Origin of the sequence: Micromonospora sp. Mcm103, assembly GCF_024519755.1 — a bacterium.
In the GTDB taxonomy this organism is placed as follows: domain Bacteria; phylum Actinomycetota; class Actinomycetes; order Mycobacteriales; family Micromonosporaceae; genus Micromonospora; species Micromonospora aurantiaca.
On sequence record NZ_JALJRJ010000007.1, the window covers coordinates 175,784 to 197,382 of the forward strand.

Below are 21,599 nucleotides of genomic sequence, written 5' to 3' on the forward strand. Positions count from 1 at the left end.
CAGCGCCAATGATCACGAAGCTTCTGGTTGCGAACCGGGGCGAGATCGCCCGCCGGGTCTTCGCCACCTGCCGCGCCCTCGGCGTGGCCACCGTCGCCGTGCACTCCGACGCGGACGCCGACGCGCCGTTCGTCGCAGACGCCGACCAGGCCGTACGGCTGCCGGGGAACACGCCGGCCGAGACGTACCTGCGCATCGACGCCATCCTCGACGCGGCCCGGCGCTCCGGCGCGGACGCCGTCCACCCCGGCTACGGCTTCCTGGCGGAGAACGCCGAGTTCGCGGCGGCGGTGACCGACGCGGGCCTGACCTGGATCGGTCCGTCGGCCAAGGCGATCGCGGCGATGGGCGACAAGATGGCCGCCAAGGCGCTGCTCGCCGACGCGGGCGTGCCGATGCTGCCCACCTGGACCGACCCGGCCGAGGTCGCCGCCTTCCCGGTGCTGGTCAAGGCCGCTGCCGGTGGCGGCGGCCGGGGCATGCGGATCGTCCGCGACGCGGCCGGGCTGGCCGAGGCCGTCGCTGGCGCGCGCCGCGAGGCGGCGGCGGCGTTCGGCGACGGCACGGTCTTCATCGAGCGGTACGTGGAACGCGGCCGCCACGTCGAGGTGCAGATCTTCGGTGACACCCACGGCACCGTCGTGGCGCTCGGGGTACGCGACTGCTCCATCCAGCGCCGTCACCAGAAGATCGTCGAGGAGGCACCGGGTGTGCTGCCCGACGACGTGCGGGCGGCACTGCACGAGGCGGCGGTGGCGGCCGGGCGCGCAGTCGACTACGTCGGCGCGGGCACCGTGGAGTTCCTGCTCGCGCCGGACGGTCAGGTGCACTTCCTGGAGATGAACACCCGCCTCCAGGTGGAGCACCCGGTCACCGAGCTGACCACCGGGCTGGACCTGGTCCGGCTACAACTGCTCGTCGCCGAGGGCGAGCCGCTGCCGGTCACCACCACGCCGCCGGCCGACGGTCACGCCATCGAGGTACGGCTGTGCGCCGAGGACCCGGCTCAGGGTTTCCGTCCGGCCACCGGCACGCTGCACCGGTTCGCGATCCCCGGGGTCGCCGCCGAGTTCGGTCCGGCCCGCGGGCTGCGCCTGGACTCGGGTGTGGTGGACGGCTCGACGGTGAGCGTGCACTACGACTCGATGCTGGCGAAGCTCGTCGCCTGGGCGCCCACCCGCACCGAGGCGGCCCGCGCCCTGGCCGGCGCGCTGGCCCGCGCCGAACTGCACGGCGTGGCCACCAACCGGGACCTGCTGGTCCGTGTGCTTCGCAGCCCGGAGTTCGCCGCGGTGGACGTGGACACCGGCTTCCTGGACCGGCACCCGGAGGTGTTCGCGCCGCTGCTGCCTGCCGAGCAGCTTCCGGTCGCGGCGCTGGCCGCCGCGCTGGCCGGGGCCGCCGCGCGCCGGGCCGCCGCACCGGTGCTGGCCGGGCTGCCGTCGGGCTGGCGCAACGTGCCGTCCTTCCCGCAGGTCACCCGCTTCACCGGCCCGGGCGACGAGGAGATCGAGGTCCGGTACCGGCTCGACCGCACCGGTGGGCTCGCCGAATGGTCGGTGTCGTCGTCCGACGCCACCCCGGCCGTGACGGTCGTCGACGTCACCCCGGACCGGGTGGTGCTCGACGTGGACGGGGTGCGGCGGGCGTTCCGCGTACACCGGGCGGGGTCGTCGGTCTTCGTGGACGGCCCGGACGGGGCGGCGAGCCTCACCGAGCTGCCCCGCCTGCCCCTGCCCACCGCGGAGCTGGCGGCCGGGTCGCTGCTCGCGCCGCTGCCCGGCGCGGTGACCCGGGTGCACGTCGAGGTCGGTCAGCGGGTCGCCGCCGGTGACCTGCTGCTGACGCTGGAAGCGATGAAGCTCGAACATCCCGTGCTCGCCCCCGCCGACGGCGTGGTGACGGAGCTGCCGGTGCCGGCCGGCGGCCAGGTCGAGACGGGTGCCGTACTTGCCGTGGTGGACCCCGAGGAGGACCCGCAGTGAACTTCGACCTGACCCCCGAGCAGGACCAGCTCCGCGACGCCGTACGGGCGTTGGGCCGCAAGTACGGCCACTCCTACTTCGTCGAGAAGGCCAAGTCCGGCGGGCACACCGACGAGCTGTGGCACGAGGCCGGCCGGCTGGGCTACCTGGGCGTGAACATCCCCACCGAGTACGGCGGCGGGGGCGGCGGCATCACCGAGCTGGCGCTGGTGTGCGAGGAGCTGGCCGCGACCGGCTGCCCGCTGCTGCTCCTGGTGGTCTCCCCCGCCATCGCGGCCACGATCATCAACAAGCACGGTACGGAGGAGCAGCGCAAGAAGCACCTCCCCGGCCTCGCCGACGGCTCCCAGAAGATCGTCTTCGCGATCACCGAGCCGGACGCCGGTTCGAACTTCCACCGCCTCGCCACTGTGGCCCGGCGCGACGGCGACGACTGGCTGCTCAGCGGCCGGAAGATCTACATCTCCGGGGTGGACGAGGCCGGCCACGTGCTCGTGGTGGCACGTACCGAGGACGCGTCCACCGGGAAGCTGAAGCCGGCGCTGTTCATCGTGCCGACCGACGCGCCCGGCCTGGAGAAGTCCAAGCTGGACATGGAGATCCTGTCGCCGGAGAACCAGTTCCTGCTCTTCCTCGACGACGTCCGGCTGCCCGCCGACGCGCTCGTCGGCGAGTCGCTGGACGCCGGGCTGCCCGCGCTGTTCGCCGGGCTCAACCCGGAGCGCATCACCGTCGCCGCGATGGGCGCCGGCACCGGCCGGTACGCGATCGAGAAGGCCAGCGACTACACGTCCACCCGCAAGGTGTGGGGCGGGCGTTCGATCGGCTCGCACCAGGGTGTGGCGCACCCGCTGGCGCACGCCGCAGTGCAGGTCGAGCTGGCCCGGCTGATGATCCACAAGGCGGCCACGCTCTACGACGCGGGCCGCGACCTGGAGGCCGGCATCTCCGGCAACATGGCCAAGTACGCGGCGGGTGAGGCCGCCGCGCTCGCCGTCGACACCGCCGTCCAGGCGCTCGGCGGGGCCGGCATGACCACCGAGTACGGCGTGGCGACGCTGCTCGGCGCGGTACGCGCGGGCCGGATCGCCCCGGTGAGCCGGGAGATGATCCTCAACTTCGTCGCCCAGCACGTCCTCGGCCAGGACAAGTCCTACTGACCAGCGCCTGCGGTGAGTGGAACGTCATGGGTGTCAAAACGCCTCCGAGACACCCATGACGTTCCACCCGGCCGGGGCGGGGCGGTCAACGCGGCCCAGACCAGCATGGCCAGCACCGCCGCCTCGGTGATCGAGGCGAGCGGCCGGACCAGTCGGCTACGCGCCTGCGGCCCGGGGTACGGCGGGTGCCCGATCCCCCGCCGTACCCCGGGGGTCCGTCAGCGGACGGTCAGCGTGCCGACCGCCGGACGCGGCGTCGCCACCGGCGGCAGCCGCTTCGGCTCGCCCCGGCGCGGCTCGCCCGCCCGGGCCAGCTCGCTCTTCGACGCGTCCGCCCGGCCGGCCGCCGCGTCCTCCTGGAACGGCTGCGCGTCACCGACGCAGAGCGTGCCCTTGGCCGGCAGTTTGCCGGTCAGCAGGTACGCGTCGATCCGGCCGGTCGCGCACGCCGAGGTGCCGTACGCGGTGTGGCCCCAGCTGTCGCTGCTCAGCAGGCGGCTGTTCGGCAGCATCTCGGCCGAGCTGACCGCACCCTGGTAGTTGGTCGCCGGGTCCCAGTAGTTGCCGACCACGAGCACCGGAGCGGCGGTGACCCGGTTGAACGGCCCGGTCCAGGCGTCCTCGTCCCGCACCGTCCAGGTGTTGCGGGCACAGGGCGAGGTGCCCCAGGCCCACGCGCGCCCGAAGTACGGCGCCCGCTTGTCCTCCTTCGCCGACAGCGCCGGCCAGGCGTCGGCGCTCTTCGGGTGGTACGCGTCGGTGCAGTCGACGGTCAGGAACGTCTCCAGCCCGTTGTCGTACGGGAAGTCGTACCCCCGCTGTTGCCGTGCCTGCGCGGCGCGGGCGGCGAGCGCCTTGCGGGCCGACGCGGTGGCGGCCTTGCCGGCAGCCGGATCGGTGGCGGCCAGGAGCTGCACGGTGATGTCGACGACCGACTGCCAGCCGTACGGGTCGTACAGCGCGCCGAGCGTGGCACCGACGAAGTCGGCGTAGCTGACGGTGAAGGAGCCGAAGTCCGGGTCCTCGATCACCACGGGCTTCTTGCGGAGTCGCTTCGCCACCGTGTCGTACGCGGCCAGCGGGTTGCCGGTGGCGGCGAGTTCGCACTTCTCGGCGCCGGCCTTGCCGCACCGGACGAGGATCTCCCGCAGCGCCCGGTACGCGCCGTCGGCGCTGCGCAGCCGCGTCTCCTGGAGCTGGTTGCGGGCGCTGCCCTGGCCGACCCAGGCGTTCGGGTCGAGCACGCCGTCGACGACGAGCGCGCGGAAGCGGTCCGGGAACATGTTGGCGTAGTACTGGCCCAGCGCGGTGCCGTAGCTGAAGCCGAGATAGCTGAGCAACTTGTCGCCGACGGCGCGGCGCAGCACGTCCATGTCGCGGGCCACCTCGGCGGTGGAGGCCGCGCCGGTGAGCGGCTGGCCGGTGGTGGAGCACGCCTTGCCGACCGCCTTGGACGCGGCGACGTACGCCTTCTCCTCCGCCTTGGTCCACGGGAACGCGACGTTCAGCCCGGCGTACGCCCGGGTCTGGTCCTTCACCGAGCGGAAGCACTTGATGTTCTCGCTGGCCTCGACGCCGCGCGGGTCGACGCCGACGATGTCGAAGCGGTCGAGCAGGTCGTCGCCGAGGAAGTAGGGCGCGGCGAGCGCGATGCTCGTGCCGGAGCCACCCGGGCCACCCGGGTTGAGGAAGAGGCTGCCGACCTTGCGCTGCTGGTCGCGGGCCTTGACCCGGAGCAGTGCGACCTCGGTGGTGGCGCCCTTCGGGTTGTCGTAGTCCAGCGGGAGCCGGACCGTGGCGCACTCGGCGTAGTCGTAGCACGCGTACCAGTCGAGCTTCGGCGTCGGCACGCGGTCCACCCGGCGCGCCTCGGCGGCGGTGGTCCTGTCGTGCGCGGGTGGTTGCGGAGTCGCCGCCGCGGCGGGCGCGACGGCCGGTCCGGCGAGGAGGACGCCGGCGATCCCGGTTGCGGCCAGGGATCGGATTGCACGGGGCATGAGGCTGCCTTCCGTCGGGGAACAGTTCCGTCGAGGAGACCTCGACCCCCGTCACTGTAGGGATCGACGCCCACGTTAGTGACCCCCAAACGTGGACCGATACGGCAAACGACCAGATGATGTAACGATTCTTTCTCGATCGTCGCTACCTGCGACTCCGAAGTGGAGCGTCGGTGACGGGAAGCCGTCTCATCCCGCCGGTTGACAGGTGGACGCGCTGGGCCATGCTTGTCGGGTGAGATCGTTCCCGAAGCCCGATGCGCGGGCGAAGGCCGTCGTCGCGTCCCTGGCGACGGTGGCGGCGGTGGTGACCCTCGCCGTGTGGCGTCCGCCCGGCATCCTGTCGGTCGTACTGGCCCTGGTCTGCGTGCTGCTCGCCATGATCACGGGAGTGACGATCACCGCCGCGCGCCAGCCCGGCGGCACCGGCGGGCCCACCCCGCAGGCCGAGACCTGGCCGGTCCCCCACCAGGGGTACGGAGTGGACGCCGACACGCTGGAGGCGATCGACCCGCGCGCGGTGCGGAACCTGCGCACCCCGGCGGGTCAGCCGATCGACGCGGACACGCTGGAGACGCTGGACCCGCGCGTGGTACGCGGCATGCGGGCGCCGACGGCGGTGGACGCGGACACGCTGGAGACGCTCGATCCGCGATCGGTGCGGCAGGGCCGGACCGTGAACGGGCTCAGCGACCGGTGAGCGTGGGACCGGCGAGCGCGTTGACGCCCCGGCCGGCCAGACAGCGGTAGGTGCGGTCCGCCTCGGCCTCCGGCGGCAGCACCTCCAGGTTCCACCCGCTCGCCGACTTGCCGCCGCTGACCAGCCGGAACGTGTCGGCGTTGCACACCCTGCCGACGGCCGGGTCGGCCGCGACCGTCTCGTGCCGGGCCCCGGCGAGCGCGGCCGGCAGGTCACCGGCGGCGTAGGTCTCCCACGTGTGCTGGCCGTCGCACGGCACCCGGCTCGCCTCGGCCCGGTCGCGGCGCAGCCGTACCGGACCGAAGCACTCCAGTTCCGTCGCGCAGCGCGCCCCGGCGGGCAGCCGCACGTCGGCGGACGCGCATCCCGGCACCGGCGCCACCCCGCTGGCCGCCGGCGTCGGCAGGGCGGCCGGAGCGTGGCCGCCGGCGACCCAGCCACCGCCGGCGGAGGCCGCAAGCGCCAGCACGCCGGCACCGCCGAGGAACCAGCGCTTGGGCCAGCGCCGGCGCGAGGCCACCGTCGGGTGGTCGTCGTCCGCGGGCGGTCGCGGGTTCGGCCCGCCGGTGCGGTGGAACCGGTCGCCGGTGCCGCCGTCGTACAGGCCGCCGGTCGCCGGGGCGCCGTCGAGCGGCAGCGAGGCGAGCAGGCCGCGCAGCTCGACCGCCGAGGGCCGCGCGCCCGGGTCGTTCGACATGCCCAGCCGGAGTACGTCGATCAGCTCGCCGGGCACGCCGGGCAGACCCGGGATCGGCTGCTGGAACATCTCCAGCACGGTCACCAGGCTCGGGTTGCGTTCGGTGTGCCAGCGCGGCGGACGGCCGTACATCAGCGCGTAGAGCGTGGCGCACAGCGAGTAGACGTCGACGGCGGGCGTGGGCGGGCTGTGGTTGAACGTCTCCGGCGGCGCGTACGCCGGGGTGAGCGCCTCCAGCATCACCGAGGAGTCGCGGAACTCGGCGAGCACCGCCAGGCCGAAGTCGGCCAGGACCGCCGAGTTGAACTCGGAGTGCAGGATGTTCGCCGGCTTGACGTCGCGGTGCAGGACGCCCGCCGCGTGCGAGTGCGCCAGCGCGTCGGCGATCTTCACGCCGAGGTCGCGGGTCTCCGCCGGACCCAGCGGGGAGGTGCGCATCCGCTCGGCGTACGAGCCGTCGCACAGCTCCATGATGAGGTAGGGGTGCTGGTCGACGGTGACCCCGACGTCGAACAGGTCGACGACGTGCGGGTGCGACGACATCCGCCCGGCGGCACGGGCCTCGCGCAGGAAGCGGGCCTGGTCGCGTTCGCTGTCCAGTGTGCGGTTCTCGATCTTGACCGCGACCTCGCGTCCCACCGAGATCTGGGTGGCCCGGTAGATGGTGGCGTAGCCGCCCCGGGCGAACACCTGCAGATCGGTCAGACCGGGCACGATGGGCAGCCGCAGGGCGCCGGGCGGGGTCTCGGTCACGACTCGAAAATACCCAACGATCCGGACCCGTCAGCGCGCCGCGTCGGTGGCCGGCGCCGGCTCCGGCGCGGACACGGCACCGGCGGGAGCCGCCCGGCGGGCGTCCCACCACAGGCCGGCTGCCGTGGCGAGCGCGCCCAGGCCCTCCCACGCGGCGACCGCGAAGAAGCGGCCCGGCGCGACGTCGGAGAGCACCGCGATGGTGAACACGGTGAAGGTGACCAGGCGGAACCACACGGTGAACCGGTAGAACGGCCGCCACTCGGTGGCGACGGCGAGCAGGTAGTAGACCCCCATGTTGAACGAGGCCATCGAGGACGCGGTGAGGAACGTGCCGGTGTAGTCGCCCGGAGCGCGCTCGGCCGGCACCTCGAAGCCGAGCAGGCGCAGCTGCGTCTCCGGCCAGATCAGACCGAGCGCGCCGAGCAGCAGCGCGAGGAGCCCGAAGACCGCGATCGTCCAGCCGGCGCCCGAGCGCGGCAGCCTCATCGTTCCTCCCCAGCGTGATCTGCCGGTGACGCAGGCGCGCACCGGGAGGCCACAGTCGATCCACGACTGTGGCCGCCCCACGCTAACCGGCTCCACCGACGAACACATCCCCGGAACCGTCAGAACACGGGCGATCAGCCCCCGGAGAGGCGCACCCGCAACGCGTCCGCGACGATCCGCTCACTGCGCTGCTCGGTGGCGTACGCGAGGCGTACCGCCTCCTCCGCGTGCGTCAGCGCCTCGGCCCGCCGACCGCAGGCGTCGAGCGCCTCGGCCAGCACGAGCAGCGCCACCACCTGGCTGCGGACGTCCTCCGCCGGGGCGGTGATGGACCGCTGCGCCCAGTCGAGCGCCTGTTCGCGCTGGCCGTGGGCGAGCAGCGCGGCGGCGTACCGGGCCATCGTCTGCCGCCGGGAGAACAACAGCGAGGGCGCGTTCGCCGCGCCGGTGGCGACCGGGGCGAGCAGCCCCACGGCGGTCCCCGGATCACCGGCCGCGAGGCGGGCCATGGCGAGCAGCACCCGGGGCGCGACCTGGGCCGGCGCCTGCGGGTTGTGCGGCTCCACCCGGGTCAGCACCGACCGTGCCTCCCGCTCGGCGGTCTCGTGGTCGCCCATGTCCAGCGCCACGAAGCCGCGCAGCGTCCCGGCCATGCCGGTGAGCAGCGGGTGGGTGGTGCGGTCGGCGTACTCGAGCGCGTCGGTGAACAGGTCGGCCGCGTGTTCCGGCTCGCCCAGCCCGCGCGCCACCACTCCGCGCACCACGAGCGCGAAGCCCTGCCCCCAGTCGTCGCCCACCTCGGCGAAGTCCCGGTACGCACGCCGCGCCGCCCGGTCCGCCTCGGCCAGGTCGCCCAGCTCGGCGGTGGCGTACGCCTCGACAGCGCGCAGCGTCCCCACCGCCCACGCCTCGCCGACCCGCTCCCCGAACGGCAGGAACACCCGCGCCATCCGGCACGCCTCACGCAGCCGGCCCGCGAGCAGCCGGGCGAACGCGGTGGTGCCGCGCAGCCAGGCCCGCCCGTACGGGTCCTTCAGCTCGGCGAAGAGCCGGGCGGCCCGGCCGAGCACCGCGTCCGTGCCGGCGAAGTCGCCCCGGGTGGTGGTCACCCAGGCCAGGTTCTGCAACGACCACGCCTGCCCGCGGGGATCCCGCGCGGCGAGACTGACCTGGTAGGACGCGGCCAGCCGGCTGCTCGCCTGCCCGAGCCGGCCGGCGATGAAGTCGGCCATGCCGAGCCGCCGCATCGCCGAGGCCCGCAGCGTGGGCAGGTCGGCGTCGGTCGCCACCTGCAACGCCTCCTGCCAGTTGCACTCGGCCCGCTCGGCGTCACCGAGGGTCTGCTGGGCCTGCCCGGCGAGCAGCAACGCGGCGGTACGGGTGGCCGGGTCGCCGGTGTTCGCGGCGATCTTCTCGGCGAACGCCAGCGCGTCGGCCGGGCGGCCGACCTGGAGCAGCGCCCGGGCGTGCACCACCCGGTCAGCCGCGGGCACCCCGTCGCGGGCCAGCTCGGCCGCGCGTTCGGCGTACTCGACGGCGAGAGCCGGCTCCCCCGACCGCAGCGACCGGCGGGCGGCCCGGCCCAGCGCGGCCACGCCCAGCGGGGTGACCGCCCGGGCCGGCGCGTCCGGGCGCAGCTTGACCGCGTCGGCGAGCGCTGTGGCCCGCTCCACGTGCTCGGCGACGAAGTCGTCCCGGGCGGCCTCGGTGAACGCGCCCCCGGGTGCGCCGCCGGTCTCGTCGACACTCTCCGGCGCGGCCCAGCGGGCCAGCGCCGCGTGCCGCTCGGCCAGTTCGGCCTTGCTCACCCCGGCGTACGCGGCCTCCCGCATCAGCGGGGTGGCGAAGGCGAACCCGCTGCGGGTGCGGTGCAGCATGCGCCGTTGCAGCAACTCCTCCACGGCCCGGTCCAGCTCGACGGCGGCCACCGCGGCGGGCCGCCCGTCCTGCCCGACCCGCTGTTCCCGCAGCGCCTCCAGCGCGCCCGCCGGTACGGTGTCGCCCACCACCGCGGCGTCGCGCAGCGCCGAGCGGGCATTGGGCGGCAGCGCGTCGATACGCGCGGCGAGCACCGCGGCCAGGTCCCGGGAGAGCAGCCGGCTGCCGAGCGAGCCGGGGGCGAGCCGCCAGCCGACGTCGGAGCCCCGCCCCGGCCCGGCCGTGAGCGCACCGCGCTCCATCAGCAGCGTGACCAGTTCGGCCAGGTAGAACGGGTTGCCCTGAGCGGTGGCGAGCAGCCGGTCCGCGTCGGTCTGGGGCATCCGGCCACCGGACAGGTAGCTGGTGAGCAGCCGGGACGCGTCCGCGCCGCGCAGCGGCGGCAGCGCGTGCACCTCGGCGTCCGCGACGCGGGTCAGCGCGCCGGCGGTCCGTACCAGCTCGGGGCGGCCGAGCAGCAGCACCAGCACCGGCCCGCTGAGCCGGTTGAGGGTCAGCGCGAGCGCCTTGAGCGTCTCGGCGGTGGCGTCGTGCAGATCGTCCACCACGATCACCAGCGGCGCCTCACCGGCGAGCGCGCTGAGCAGGTCCGCCACGGCGGTGGGCACCGCCTCGTCGTCGGGCGGGGGTCCGGCCGCGTTCCACTCGCCGTTCTCGGTGGCGGGCGGGAGTTCGGCGTACCCGAGCAGGGCCAGGAGCTGGTCCACGGCGATCGGCGGCGGGTCGCCGGGGAGCCGGGACAGGCGCTGGCCGAGGCGGCGCAGCCGCTCCTCGACGGCCGGCCGGGTGACGGCGGTGGCCGCGTCGCCGGGCAGGCCGACGGCGGCCCGGACCAGGTCGGCCAGCGGGGCCAGCCGGCGCCGCTCGCCGAACGCCGCGCAGCGCACCGACAGCACCCGCGCGCCGGTGTGCGCCGCGTACCGCCCGGCGCCGACGTCGTAGCCGGCGGCGAGGCGTTCCACCTCGGCCGCGAACCGGGACTTGCCGATCCCCGCCTCGGCGGTCATCAGCAGCACCCGGGGCTCGCCCCTGTCGATCACCTCGGCGAGCCGGCCGGCGACCCGGCCGATCTCGGTCTCCCGGCCCACGAACGGCGCCTCGTCACCGAGGCCGGACCGGGTGCCGGGCGCGTCGAGCAGGCCCAGCAGCTCGTACGCCTCGACCGGTTCCCGCTTGCCCTTGAGCCGCAGCGGGCGCAGCGCCCGCCAGGAGGCGACGTGCCGGGTGGCGGCGGACGTGCGCGCACCGGCGTAGACCGCACCGACGGCGGCGGCGTCGGCCAGCCGGGCGGCGGTGTTCACCGTGTCGCCGATGACCGTGTACTCGATCGCCGCCTGGATGCCCGCGATCACGTCCCCGGTGTTGAGGCCGACGCGCAGTCCCAGCGGCGCGCCGCCGCCGCGCTCGTCGTCGAGCACCCGCCGCACCGCGCGCTGCATGGACAGCGCGGCGCGGACGGCCCGCTCGGCGTCGTCCTCGTGCGCCACAGGCGCGCCGAAGACCGCCATGATCCCGTCGCCGGTGAGCTTGTCGACGTGCCCGCCGAACGTCTTGACCGCGCCCGCGAGGGCGGCCAGCACCCGGTCGGTGACCGCGCCGACCCGTTCCGGGTCCAGGTCCTCCGACCAGGAGGTGAAGTCGGACAGGTCACCGAAGAGCACCGTCACCACTCGGCGCTCGGCGGCGGGCAGTGTGGCGGCAGCCGGAAGCGCCGCCCCGCAGTTGTGGCAGAACCGCGCCCCGGGCACGGCTACGGTTCCGCACACCGGGCAGGTCACGGCTGCTCCACTCCGAGGTGTTCGAGCTGGGCCCGGACCGACCACTCGGCGGCCCACCACAGCGACCTGTCGACGTCGGCGTAGACCACTGCGGCCACCTCGGCGGCGGTGGTGGCGCCCGCGGCGACGGCGGCACGCACCTGGTCCAGCCGGGCCCGCCGGTGGGCCAGGTAGAAGTCGGCCGCCACACCGCAGTCGGCCAGCGCCGGGCCGTGGCCCGGCAGCGCCGGGATCCCCCGGTACGCGGAGAGGAGCTCCAGGCTCGACAGGTAGTCGCCGAGGTGCCCGTCCGGGTGGGCGACCACTGTGGTGCCCCGGCCGAGGATGGTGTCACCGGTCAGCACCACGTGCTCGCCGTCGTGCGCGGCGACCAGGCAGACCGAGTCGGCGGTGTGCCCGGGGGTGGGCAGCAGGCGCAGGTCCAGCCCCACGTCGATGGTGGTGTCGGCGGTGAGCGGCTCGCCTCCGGCGGTGTGCGCCGGGTCGGCGGCGAGCACCGGTACGCCGTCGAGCAGCTCGCGCAGCCGGGGCGCGCCCTCGGTGTGGTCGGCGTGCCCGTGCGTGATCAGCACGCATCCGATGCGTCCCTGCGCCGCGATCGCGGCCAGGTGCCCCTCGTCGGCGGGCCCCGGGTCGACCACGACGGCGGGCGCGTCCGGCCCGGCCCGCAGCACCCAGGTGTTGGTCCCGTCGAGCGTCATCGGCCCCGGGTTCGGCGCACGCAGCAGCGTCACCCACCCCGGCAGCCCGTCCGCAAGCGCCCCCGCCGCACCGGCCATACGCCCACCCATGGCTGCGATCGTACGACTCCGCCCGCCACTCCCCGCGATCTTGCAGTTCCGGCCCGAGCTTTGTCCCCGTCTGGGGCTTCTGCCGGGGCCACAACCGCAAGATCGCGGGCTTCAGCGGCGGGCTCCAGCGTTACGCGACCTCGACGATGACCTCTACCTCTACCGGGGCGTCGAGGGGGAGCTCGGCCACGCCCACGGCGCTGCGGGCGTGGCGGCCGGCCTCGCCGAACACGGCGCCGAACAGGTCGGAGGCACCGTTGATCACGCCGGGCTGGCCGGTGAAGCCGGGTGCGCTGGCCACGAAACCGGTCAGCTTCACGACCTTCACCACGTTCTCCAGCCCGACCAGCGCGTCGATCGCGGCGAGCGCGTTCAGCGCGCACCGCTCCGCCAGGTCCTTGGCCTGCTCGGCCGAGACGCCGTTGCCGACCTTGCCGGTGGCGAGCAGCTTGCCCTCGGCCATCGGCAGCTGGCCGGACACGTAGACGTGCTGCCCGGACTGGACGGCCGGCACGTAGCTGGCCACCGGCGGCACCACCTCGGGCAGTTCGAGGCCGAGCTCGGCGAGCTTCGCGTGGGGTCCGTTGCTCATCGAGGTCAGCCCTTCGGACGCTTCAGGTACGCGACGAGCTGCTCCGGGTTCGGGCCGGGGACCACGGAGACCAGTTCCCAGCCGTCCTCGCCCCAGTTGTCGAGGATCTGCTTGGTCGCGTGGACCAGCAGCGGCACCGTGGCGTATTCCCACTTCTGCATCGGAGGAGGGCTCCCTTGCCTGACTTGGACTTCGGTCAGGCACAGCCTACGGTCCGCCGCGGTCACCAGGACGCGGGACGCGGCTCCGGTGCCGGCGGCGGCTCGCCGCACGGGCCCTCGTGCTCGAAGCGCTGCGGGCACCGGCTGCGGTCGGGCAGCAGCAGGTCGCAGAAGACCCGGTGCCTGTTGTTCTGGTCGTCGGCGGTGGAGACGGTGGTCTCGCCCGCGTCCAGCTCCACCAGGAAGCCCAGCGAGGTGGCCACGGTGCCGGCGAGCGCGGTGGCCGCGTCCAGGTCGGGCACCCGGACCTGGAGGTGGATGACGTAGCCGGGCTCGTCCTCGTCCCGCCCCTTCCCGCCGGATCGGGGCAGCGTCCGGACCGCCTCGGCCGGCGGGCCGTAGGAGCGCTCGTTGAACGGCGCACCCGGCACCTCGGCCTCACCCGGCCGTCCGGCCCGGTCACCGGGGAACTGGCCTCGGGGACTGTTCTCCGCGTCGCGCATCCGTCGCCTCCGGGCGTCGTACCTGTTCAACAAACACCGCCATCCGGCTCGGAGCCGTCCCCGGCCCGGCTCTCCGCGTCGGGGACGAACGTAGATCCTTCGACAAGTCCCGGCAACGGGACGCGCACTCCTCGTCACCTCCAGTCACATTTGCGACACAAGGCTGGTCGGGAACGCGGTAGCCGTGTCCGCCCGGCGGGGCGCGTACGCGGGGCTGGCAAGCGCACCGCCGACCGATACCCTTCCGGACTGGACGCGCGCCGACGCGCGCCCGCACACCTCGACCCGTGCCCGTCGCCTGGGGCGGCGACGGGAGCCGCAACCCGGGGGAGACAGATGACCCAACCGCCCGCCGGTGGCGACACCGGCACGCCCGGCGACCCGAATCCGCAACCGCCGCCCGTCGGCGGCGCGCCGCCGGGATCCGCACCCGCAGCCGGTCCGCCGGCGTATCCGTCCGGCACCCCGCCGCGAAAGCGACCGGCGGTGCTGATCGTCTCGCTGGTGCTGGCCGCCGCGGTCCTGCTCTGCGGCGGCGGGGGCACTGCCGCGTTCCTCGCGTTACGCAACAGCGAGGACGGCCAGGGCGCGAAAGAACCGCAGGTAGCCGTGGACGGCTTCCTCAAGGCCGTCTACCAGGAGCGCGACGCCGAGAAGGCGGCCGCGTTCGTCTGCTCGGCGGCCCGTGACGACGAGAAGATCGCCGCCAAGGTCACCGAGGTGCGGGAGTACGTCGCGCAGTACCAGAACCCCCGTTTCCGCTGGCCCACCCCGACCGTCGACAACCAGACCGGGGACCGGGCCACCGTCTCCGCGCGGGTGACCATGACCACCGCCGACGAGAAGGTCGCCGAGCAGGCGCTGCGTTTCACAGTGGTGCGGAAGACGGGTTGGTGGGTCTGCGAGGTCGGCTGATCCCACCGGCCGGACAGAGCTGGTCCCAACGGCTGGTTAGGCTCGACGGGTGGCAGCTAGTGAGCAGCCGGCCGAGTCCGCCGGCAGATGGCCGGCCCGCCTGCACGTGGTGACCGGCAAGGGCGGCACCGGAAAGACCAGCGTGGCCGCCGCGCTGGCCCTCGGACTGGCCGCCGGGGGCCGGCGCACCCTGCTGGTCGAGGTGGAGGGCCGGCAGGGCATCGCCCAGCTCTTCGGCACCGACCCGCTGCCGTACGAGGAACGGCACCTCGCCGACGCGCCCGGCGGCGGTGAGGTGCGGGCGCTGGCGGTCGACGCCGAGGAGGCGCTCCTCGAATACCTGGACATGTTCTACAAGCTCGGCGCGGCCGGCCGGGCGCTGCGCAAGCTCGGCGCGATCGACTTCGCCACCACGATCGCGCCGGGCCTGCGCGACGTGCTGCTCACCGGCAAGGTCAAGGAGGCGACCACCCGCACCAGCGGATCGCGCCGGACGTACGACGCGGTGGTGCTGGACGCGCCGCCGACCGGGCGGATCGGCCGCTTCCTGAACGTGACGGCGGAGACCGCCCGGCTGGCGAAGGTCGGCCCGATCAAGACCCAGAGCGAGGGCGTCTCCGCGCTGCTCCGGTCCCCGATGACCGCTGTGCACGTGGTCACGCTGCTGGAGGAGATGCCGGTCCAGGAGACGCTCGACGCGGTCGCGGAGCTGACCCAGCTCGGTTTCCCGGTCGGCCGGGTGATCGTCAACGGCGTCCGTCCGCCGGTGCCGGCCGGACGCGCGGTGACAGCGGCCGAGCTGAAGCGCGGGCTGGCCGCCGCCGGCCTGCCGACCGACGGCCCGACCGTGGCCGGGCTCGTCGAGGAGGCTCGTGACCAGCAGGTACGCCGTGAGCTGGAGGACTCCCTGCGGGGTGACCTGGTGGATCTGGGCCTGCCCCTGGTCGAGTTGCCGCTGCTGCCCGAGGGGGTCGACCGGGCCGGGCTGGAGACGCTCGCCGAGGCCCTCGTCCGGGCGGATTGACTCACACCTGCGGCCGGCACGGAGCAGAGAGGCCCTCGGGACCGATACGCTCGATTGGTGCCTTCCGAAGACGCGGCGCCTCCGCTTGACGTCGACCAGATCCTCGCCGACGACGGCGTACGGATCGTGGTCTGCTGCGGGGCGGGCGGCGTGGGCAAGACGACCACCGCCGCGGCGCTGGCGCTGCGGGCGGCCGAACGGCACGGCCGGCGGACGGTGGTGCTCACCATCGACCCGGCCCGCCGGCTGGCCCAGTCGCTCGGCCTGACCGAGCTGGACAACACACCCCGGCAGGTCAAGGGCATCGACGTCGAGGCCAGCGGCGGCGAACTGCACGCCATGATGCTCGACATGAAGCGCACGTTCGACGACGTGGTGCTCCAGCACACCGACCCGGCGAAGGCCGCGGAGATCTTCGCGAACCCCTTCTACCAGGCCATGAGTTCCACCTTCGCCGGCACACAGGAGTACATGGCGATGGAGAAGCTGGGCCAGTTGCACGCCCGGGGCGAGTGGGACCTGATCGTGGTGGACACGCCGCCGTCGCGGTCCGCGCTCGACTTCCTGGACGCACCGGCCCGGCTGTCCCGGTTCCTCGACGGCCGGATGCTGCGGCTGCTGCTGGCTCCGGCACGCAGCGGCGGGCGGAGCATGTTCAGCCTGGTCACCGCCAGCTTCGGGATGTTCTCCAAGGTGGTGCAGAAGGTGATCGGCGCCCAGTTGCTCACCGACCTGTCCGGCTTCGTGGCCGCCCTCGACTCGATGTTCGGCGGGTTCCGGCAGCGCGCCGAGCAGACGTACCGGATCCTCCAGGCCCGGGAGACGGCGTTCCTGCTGGTCGCGGCGCCGGAGCCGGACGCGGTCCGGGAGGCCGCCTACTTCGCCGGCCGCCTGCGTGAGGAGCGGATGCCGCTGGCCGGGCTGGTGCTCAACCGGGTGCACCGGCCGGCCGCGGCCCTGTCCGCGGCGGAGAGCCTGGCCGCCGCGGAGCGGCTGGCCGGCCTGGGTGGGCACGAGGGCACCGTCGAGGTGTTGCGCGCGCACGCCGCGCTGGCCCAGCAGGCGGTGCGCGAGGAGCAGGTGGCGGCCCGGTTCACCGAGGCGTTCCCGGCGGTGCCGGCGGTGTCGGTGACGGCGCAACCCGCCGACGTGCACGACGTCGACGGGCTGCGGACGATCGGCGAGGCGATCAGCCGGAGCTGACCGGTGCGGTCAGGTGGCCGTGGTGACCAGGACCTTGTCCTTGCCGGCCTTCTCCTTGGCGTTCTTCTTCATGGCCGCCTCGAACATCTTGCGCCAGCTGGTGACCTGCGGGTGACGGCGCAGCAACGCCCGGCGCTCGCGCTCGGTCATGCCACCCCACACGCCGAACTCGATCCGGTTGTCGAGCGCGTCGGCCAGGCACTCGTACCGAACTGGGCAGCTCCGGCAGATCCTCTTCGCCACGTTCTGTTCGGCGCCCTGTACGAACAACGCGTCCGGGTCTCCGTTCTGACACGCCGCCAGTGACGGCCAGTCAGTGATCATGCCCATCTGTACACGTCCCCCCTTGCAGTACCTACCGACTTCGCGCGAGCAGCCCTCGTACTTCCCCCCGGTCGTTCGCCCCGGCCTCCCCAGGGCGGCACGAACGACACTGGCTGCGGTCGCCGCCACCATCATGCTGTGTAGTCGCCCGATTACGCAACGTTGTCGGCGAAATCCATCATTCCGGACACTCCCGGCTTCCCGGGCTTTCGCCCCGCGACTACCCCGCCCGACTACGTGAAAACGCTGCGCCGCTCCCGGAGTTCGGCGAGACTTCCGCCGGATCCCACGCAACCTCGGACCAGGGCTCGTGCGTTTAGCACAACGAGGCCGGCGCGTGCAGGAAATGGGGAAAGTTCCCCGCGCGCCCGCCGATTCCTACTCGCGTACCCTGTCGAGGTGACCTGGATGCGGAAACGTGACCACAACGTGCTGACCAACGCCGCATCGCTGCTGATCTGCGGCCTGTTGGCCGGAGTGGTGGTCGCTGCGGCGGCCTTCCCCGTGGCAGCGATGTCCGGACTGGCCGCCAAGGCCGGGGCGGAGACGTTCGAGGCGTTGCCCAAGGAGCTGACAGTCGCCCGGGCACCCCAGATCACCAAGCTGCTCGCGGCCGACGGCAAGACCGTGCTGGCCACGATGTACGACGAGAACCGCAAGGACGTCAAGCTCAAGGACATCTCGCCGTACATGCAGAAGGCCATCATCGCGGCCGAGGACCACGACTTCTACAAGCACAACGGCGTGGACATCAACGGTGTGGCGCGGGCCTTCGTCAACAACCAGGCCTCCGGCGCCTCCCGGCAGGGCGCGTCGACGCTCACCATGCAGTACGTCCGGCTGGCCATCTCCTACTCGGCCACGCACCCGGCCGACGTCGTCGCCGCGACCGAGGACACCAGCGGTCGCAAGCTGCGCGAGATGAGCCTGGCGCTCCAGGTCGACAAGGAGCTCTCCAAGGACGAGATCCTGGAGCGCTACCTGAACATCGCCGCGTTCGGCAACAGTGCGTACGGCATCTGGGCGGCCAGCCAGGTCTACTTCAACAAGCCGCCGAGCAAGCTCGACATCCAGGAGTCGGCGATGCTCGCCGGCATGGTGAAGGCCCCCACCGCGTTCGACCCGACCACCAAGGCGGGTTACCCGGAGGCGGTCGGCCGGCGCGACTACGTCATCCAGAACATGGTGCAGATCGGCGCGATCACCCAGCAGGAGGCGGACGCCGCCAAGAAGATCAAGCTCCAGGTCAAGGGCAAGCGCACCCCGAACGGCTGCACCCAGACCACCACCCGCTCCTGGGGCTTCTTCTGCGACTACCTCTACCGCTGGTGGCTCCAGCAGGAGACGTTCGGCGCCACCTCGTACGACCGTGAGCGGCGGCTCAAGAGCGGCGGCTACACCATCATCTCCACGCTGGACGTCCAGGCCCAGAAGGGCGCCGACAAGGCCGTCCGCAACAAGCTCGGCGAGAGCAGCAAGGCGGCCCGCATGGTGACCGCTGTCGAACCGGGCACCGGCCGGGTCCGCGCCGTGGCGGTGAACCGGAACTTCAAGCTCGACGACCCGGCCGACCCGCAGAACAAGATCTCCAGCGACCCGAAGAAGGCCAAGAAGAAGATCCGGGGCAACTACCCCAACACGGTGAACCCGCTGGTCACCGGTGGCCCCGGCATCGCCGGCTACCAGGCCGGCTCGACCTTCAAGATCTTCACGCTGGTGGCCGCGCTGGAGAAGGGCTACCCGCTCAGCTACCCCATCAACGCGCAGCCGGTGTTCAAGTCGAACTACCCGGTCGAGTTCAACTCGCCGGCCGCCTGCCCGGGCACCAACAAGTACTGCCCGAAGAACGCCAACCCCGCGATGGCCGGCATGCACAACATGTGGAGCGGCTTCGGTTACTCGGTCAACACGTTCTTCATCGACCTCCAGCAGCGGGTCGGCGCGGAGAACGTGGTGAAGGCCGCGCAGAAGCTCGGCATCACGTTCCGCTCGTCCAGCGACGCGCAGCTCGCCGCCAACCCGCACCAGTGGGGCGCGTTCAGCCTCGGCGTCTCCCAGACCACTCCGCTGGAGCTGGCGAACGCGTACGCCACGCTCGCCGCCGACGGCAAGTACTGCGAGCCGATCCCGGTGCAGGAGATCCGCGGCCCGGACGGCGAGAAGCTGGACGTCGCCAACCCCCGCTGCGAGCAGCGGGTCAGCACCGAGGTGGCCCGCGCCGCCGTGGACGCCGCGCGCTGCCCGGTCGGTGACCGCTCCTCCACCAGCAAGTGCGGCACCGCCACCGCCGGCAACGTCCGCAACATCGTCGACGCGCCGGTGGCCGGCAAGTCCGGCACCACCGACTCCGACCGCACCTCGGCGCTTGTCGCGATGACCAAGCAGTACGCGGTGGCCGGCATCATGGCCGACCCGGACTGGCCGCAGACCAACCAGAAGATGGGCCACGACGAGACGCCCCAGGGCATCAACCCGGCGGTCTACCAGACGCTGCGCGACGCCATGAAGGGCAAGGAGCGGAAGAACTTCACCCCGCCCAGCGGCAAGATCGTCCTGGGCGACCAGCGCTCCATCCCCGGCGTGAAGTGCGAGTCGATCGACACCGCGAAGTCCCGGCTGAAGGGCGCCGGCTTCGAGCCGGTGGTCTCCAGCAACAAGGTGCCGTCGGAGTGCCCGGCCGGCACCGCGGCCGGCACCAGCCCGGACGGGCGCACCATCAAGGGTGGCGTGGTGATGATCGAGGTCAGCTCCGGCCAGGGCACGGGCACCCCGGAGCAGGGCGGCACCGCGACACCGGACCGGCCGGGTGGGCCGGGCGGGGGTAACGGCCGGCCGGGACGACCGGGGAACTGACCCCGGACAGCAGACAGCGACGGCCACCTCCCCCGGGAGGTGGCCGTCGTCGTTTCCGCGCTACCGGAGCGCCGGGGTCAGAGACCGAGCTGGCGGCGTACCTCGGCGGCGACCCGGCCACCCTCGGCCCGGCCGGCCACCGCGCCCTGGGCCGCCTTCATGGCCGGGCCCATCTGCGCCTTGCCGGTGAAGCCGCCCGCAGCGAGCGCCCCCGAGACCAGCTCGGCCAGCTCCTCGTCGGAGAGCTGCTTGGGCAGGTAGCGCTCCAGCACCTCACCCTCGGCGGTCTCCTTGCCGGCCTGCTCGGCGCGCCCGGCGTCGGCGAACGCCACCGCCGCCTCGCGGCGCTTCTTCGCCTCCTTGGTCAGCACGGCGAGCACCTCGTCGTCGCTGAGCTCGCGCTTTTCCCGGCCGGCGACCTCGGCGTTGCCCACGGCGGCCAGGGCCATCCGCAGCGTGGAGGTGGTCAGCTCGTCGCGCGCCTTGAGAGCGGCGCGCATGTCGGCGGTGAGACGGTCCTTCAGCGTGCTCATGGACGGTGAAACTACCCTGAACGCCATGCGAAAGCGCACACTATTCCGGCTCGCGGCCGGAACCGTCGCCGCCGGCGCGGCCACCCTGGCGTACGCGTCGCTCGTCGAGCGCAACATGTTCACCCTCCGCCGGTACGACGTGCCGGTGCTCCCGACCGACGCCGAACCGCTGCGGGTGCTGCACCTCTCCGACCTGCACATGATGCCCGGCCAGCGACGCAAGCAGGACTGGGTGGCCTCACTGGCCGCGCTCGACCCCGACCTGGTCGTGGTCACCGGCGACAACATGGCGCACCCGGAGTCGGTGCCGGGCGTGCTGCGCGCCCTGCAGCCGCTGCTCGATCTGCCCGGCGCGTTCGTCTTCGGCTCCAACGACTACACCGGTCCGGTCTTCAAGAACCCCTTCACCTACTTCCTGCCCGACCGGGAGTACACCGAGGGCGTGCCGCTGCCGTACGAGGAACTGCGCGACATCCTCACCGGCGCCGGCTGGGCCGACCTGAACAACGCCCGCACCACGCTCAAAGCAGGCGGGCGGGAGATCGAGCTGGTCGGCGTGGACGACCCGCACATCGAACGCGACGACTACGACGCCGTGGCCGGCCGGGTCAGTGGCGACGCGGCGCTGTCGATCGCGGTGTCCCACTCCCCCGAGCCGATCGTGCTGGACCGGATGGCCGCCGACGGCTTCGGTCTGCTGCTCGCCGGGCACACCCACGGCGGCCAGGTCTGCGTGCCCGGGTACGGCGCCCTGGTGACCAACTGCGGGCTGCCCCGCTCGATGGCGCGCGGACTGCACCGCTGGCCCGGCTCGGACTCCTGGCTGCACGTCTCCGCCGGCCTCGGCACCCACCCCACCGCCCCCATCCGCTTCGCCTGCCCCCCGGAGGCCAGCATCCTCACCTTGATCCCCCGCTGACCCCCGGCAGATCTTGGTACGCGCCCGCCCTTCCCGGGGCCGATCCGTACCAAGATCTGCCGGGTACGCGGGGCGGGGGGTACCGAGTTTGACCGTGCGGGCGGGTGGGCTACTATTTGTCGGCACGCCTCGGGGTGTGGCGCAGCTTGGTAGCGCGCTTCGTTCGGGACGAAGAGGTCGTCGGTTCGAATCCGGCCACCCCGACCAGAGGTAAGAGGGCACATCCGATCCGTCGGATGTGCCCTCTGCGTTTCCCCGGCACCGGTCACCGTCGCAGTAGGATC

At 73.2% G+C, this 21,599-nt stretch carries 18 protein-coding genes and 1 tRNA gene; 9 read left to right on the forward strand and 10 right to left on the reverse strand.

Going from position 1 to position 21,599, the window contains the following annotated elements:
- Positions 1-8: 8 nt before the first annotated feature.
- On the forward strand, positions 9-1,985 hold the full coding sequence (locus tag OC439_RS11745) for a biotin carboxylase N-terminal domain-containing protein (protein ID WP_262013422.1): 1,977 nt from the start codon (positions 9-11) through the stop codon (positions 1,983-1,985).
- Positions 1,982-3,145, forward strand: coding sequence for an acyl-CoA dehydrogenase family protein (locus OC439_RS11750; protein WP_262013423.1), 1,164 nt, complete (start codon positions 1,982-1,984; stop codon positions 3,143-3,145). The genes OC439_RS11745 and OC439_RS11750 overlap by 4 nt, the downstream gene beginning before the upstream one ends.
- 218 nt (positions 3,146-3,363) lie before the next feature.
- Here the strand turns inward: OC439_RS11750 and OC439_RS11755 are convergent, their stop codons facing one another.
- On the reverse strand, positions 3,364-5,142 hold the full coding sequence (locus tag OC439_RS11755; RefSeq protein WP_262013424.1) for an alpha/beta hydrolase: 1,779 nt from the start codon (positions 5,140-5,142) through the stop codon (positions 3,364-3,366).
- Positions 5,143-5,377: 235 nt separating this feature from the next.
- Here OC439_RS11755 and OC439_RS11760 point away from each other — a divergent pair, with 235 nt between their 5' ends.
- Positions 5,378-5,842 carry a hypothetical protein gene (locus OC439_RS11760; protein ID WP_262013425.1) on the forward strand — a complete coding sequence of 155 codons (465 nt, stop codon included), beginning with the start codon at positions 5,378-5,380 and terminating at the stop codon, positions 5,840-5,842.
- On the opposite strand, the gene OC439_RS11765 is transcribed toward OC439_RS11760, so the two are convergent.
- The 7 genes from OC439_RS11765 to OC439_RS11795 all read right to left on the reverse strand — a co-directional run bounded on the left by OC439_RS11765 (position 5,829) and on the right by OC439_RS11795 (position 13,544).
- Positions 5,829-7,292 (reverse strand): serine/threonine-protein kinase, encoded by a 1,464-nt coding sequence (locus OC439_RS11765; RefSeq protein WP_262013426.1) that lies wholly within the window; start codon positions 7,290-7,292, stop codon positions 5,829-5,831. The genes OC439_RS11760 and OC439_RS11765 overlap by 14 nt on opposite strands.
- A gap of 30 nt (positions 7,293-7,322) precedes the next feature.
- Positions 7,323-7,781, reverse strand: a complete 459-nt coding sequence (locus OC439_RS11770; RefSeq protein ID WP_262013427.1) for a hypothetical protein — start codon at positions 7,779-7,781, stop codon at positions 7,323-7,325.
- 134 nt (positions 7,782-7,915) lie between these two features.
- The gene (locus OC439_RS11775; protein WP_262013428.1) at positions 7,916-11,497 is read right to left on the reverse strand and encodes an adenylate/guanylate cyclase domain-containing protein; all 3,582 of its coding nucleotides are present in this window, start codon (positions 11,495-11,497) and stop codon (positions 7,916-7,918) included.
- Complete coding sequence (locus OC439_RS11780) at positions 11,494-12,288, reverse strand: MBL fold metallo-hydrolase (protein ID WP_410054910.1); 795 nt, start codon at positions 12,286-12,288, stop codon at positions 11,494-11,496. Before OC439_RS11780 ends, OC439_RS11775 begins: the two co-directional genes overlap by 4 nt.
- A 130-nt stretch (positions 12,289-12,418) precedes the next feature.
- Complete coding sequence (locus tag OC439_RS11785) at positions 12,419-12,880, reverse strand: RidA family protein (RefSeq protein WP_135242382.1); 462 nt, start codon at positions 12,878-12,880, stop codon at positions 12,419-12,421.
- Between the two features lie 5 nt (positions 12,881-12,885).
- Positions 12,886-13,041, reverse strand: a complete 156-nt coding sequence (locus tag OC439_RS11790; protein ID WP_013289021.1) for a DUF4177 domain-containing protein — start codon at positions 13,039-13,041, stop codon at positions 12,886-12,888.
- A gap of 62 nt (positions 13,042-13,103) precedes the next feature.
- Positions 13,104-13,544, reverse strand: coding sequence for a hypothetical protein (locus OC439_RS11795; protein WP_194801986.1), 441 nt, complete (start codon positions 13,542-13,544; stop codon positions 13,104-13,106).
- A 336-nt stretch (positions 13,545-13,880) separates the two neighbouring features.
- On the opposite strand from OC439_RS11795, the gene OC439_RS11800 reads away from it, so the two are divergent.
- From OC439_RS11800 to OC439_RS11810, 3 genes are read left to right on the forward strand one after another with little or no spacing between them, the layout of a single operon-like run.
- On the forward strand, positions 13,881-14,459 hold the full coding sequence (locus OC439_RS11800; protein WP_262013429.1) for a hypothetical protein: 579 nt from the start codon (positions 13,881-13,883) through the stop codon (positions 14,457-14,459).
- 49 nt (positions 14,460-14,508) lie between these two features.
- Positions 14,509-15,483 carry an ArsA-related P-loop ATPase gene (locus OC439_RS11805; protein ID WP_030273789.1) on the forward strand — a complete coding sequence of 325 codons (975 nt, stop codon included), beginning with the start codon at positions 14,509-14,511 and terminating at the stop codon, positions 15,481-15,483.
- A gap of 54 nt (positions 15,484-15,537) precedes the next feature.
- A complete protein-coding gene (locus OC439_RS11810) occupies positions 15,538-16,686 on the forward strand; it encodes an ArsA family ATPase (protein ID WP_262013430.1) in 1,149 nt (382 codons plus the stop codon).
- 9 nt (positions 16,687-16,695) lie between these two features.
- Here OC439_RS11810 and OC439_RS11815 read toward each other — a convergent pair whose 3' ends face one another.
- Positions 16,696-17,016: a WhiB family transcriptional regulator gene (locus OC439_RS11815; protein WP_043327856.1), complete on the reverse strand. Its 321-nt coding sequence runs from the start codon at positions 17,014-17,016 to the stop codon at positions 16,696-16,698.
- 402 nt (positions 17,017-17,418) lie between these two features.
- On the opposite strand from OC439_RS11815, the gene OC439_RS11820 reads away from it, so the two are divergent.
- Positions 17,419-19,863: a transglycosylase domain-containing protein gene (locus tag OC439_RS11820; RefSeq protein ID WP_262013431.1), complete on the forward strand. Its 2,445-nt coding sequence runs from the start codon at positions 17,419-17,421 to the stop codon at positions 19,861-19,863.
- Positions 19,864-19,940: 77 nt separating this feature from the next.
- On the opposite strand, the gene OC439_RS11825 is transcribed toward OC439_RS11820, so the two are convergent.
- Entirely contained in the window at positions 19,941-20,396 is a 456-nt protein-coding gene (locus OC439_RS11825; protein WP_262013432.1) for a GatB/YqeY domain-containing protein, read from the reverse strand.
- A gap of 25 nt (positions 20,397-20,421) precedes the next feature.
- On the opposite strand from OC439_RS11825, the gene OC439_RS11830 reads away from it, so the two are divergent.
- Together OC439_RS11830 and OC439_RS11835 are read left to right on the forward strand one after the other, a co-directional pair.
- Positions 20,422-21,315, forward strand: a complete 894-nt coding sequence (locus OC439_RS11830; RefSeq protein ID WP_262013433.1) for a metallophosphoesterase — start codon at positions 20,422-20,424, stop codon at positions 21,313-21,315.
- A gap of 130 nt (positions 21,316-21,445) precedes the next feature.
- Positions 21,446-21,522: transfer RNA gene (locus tag OC439_RS11835), tRNA-Pro, on the forward strand.
- Positions 21,523-21,599: the final 77 nt, after the last annotated feature.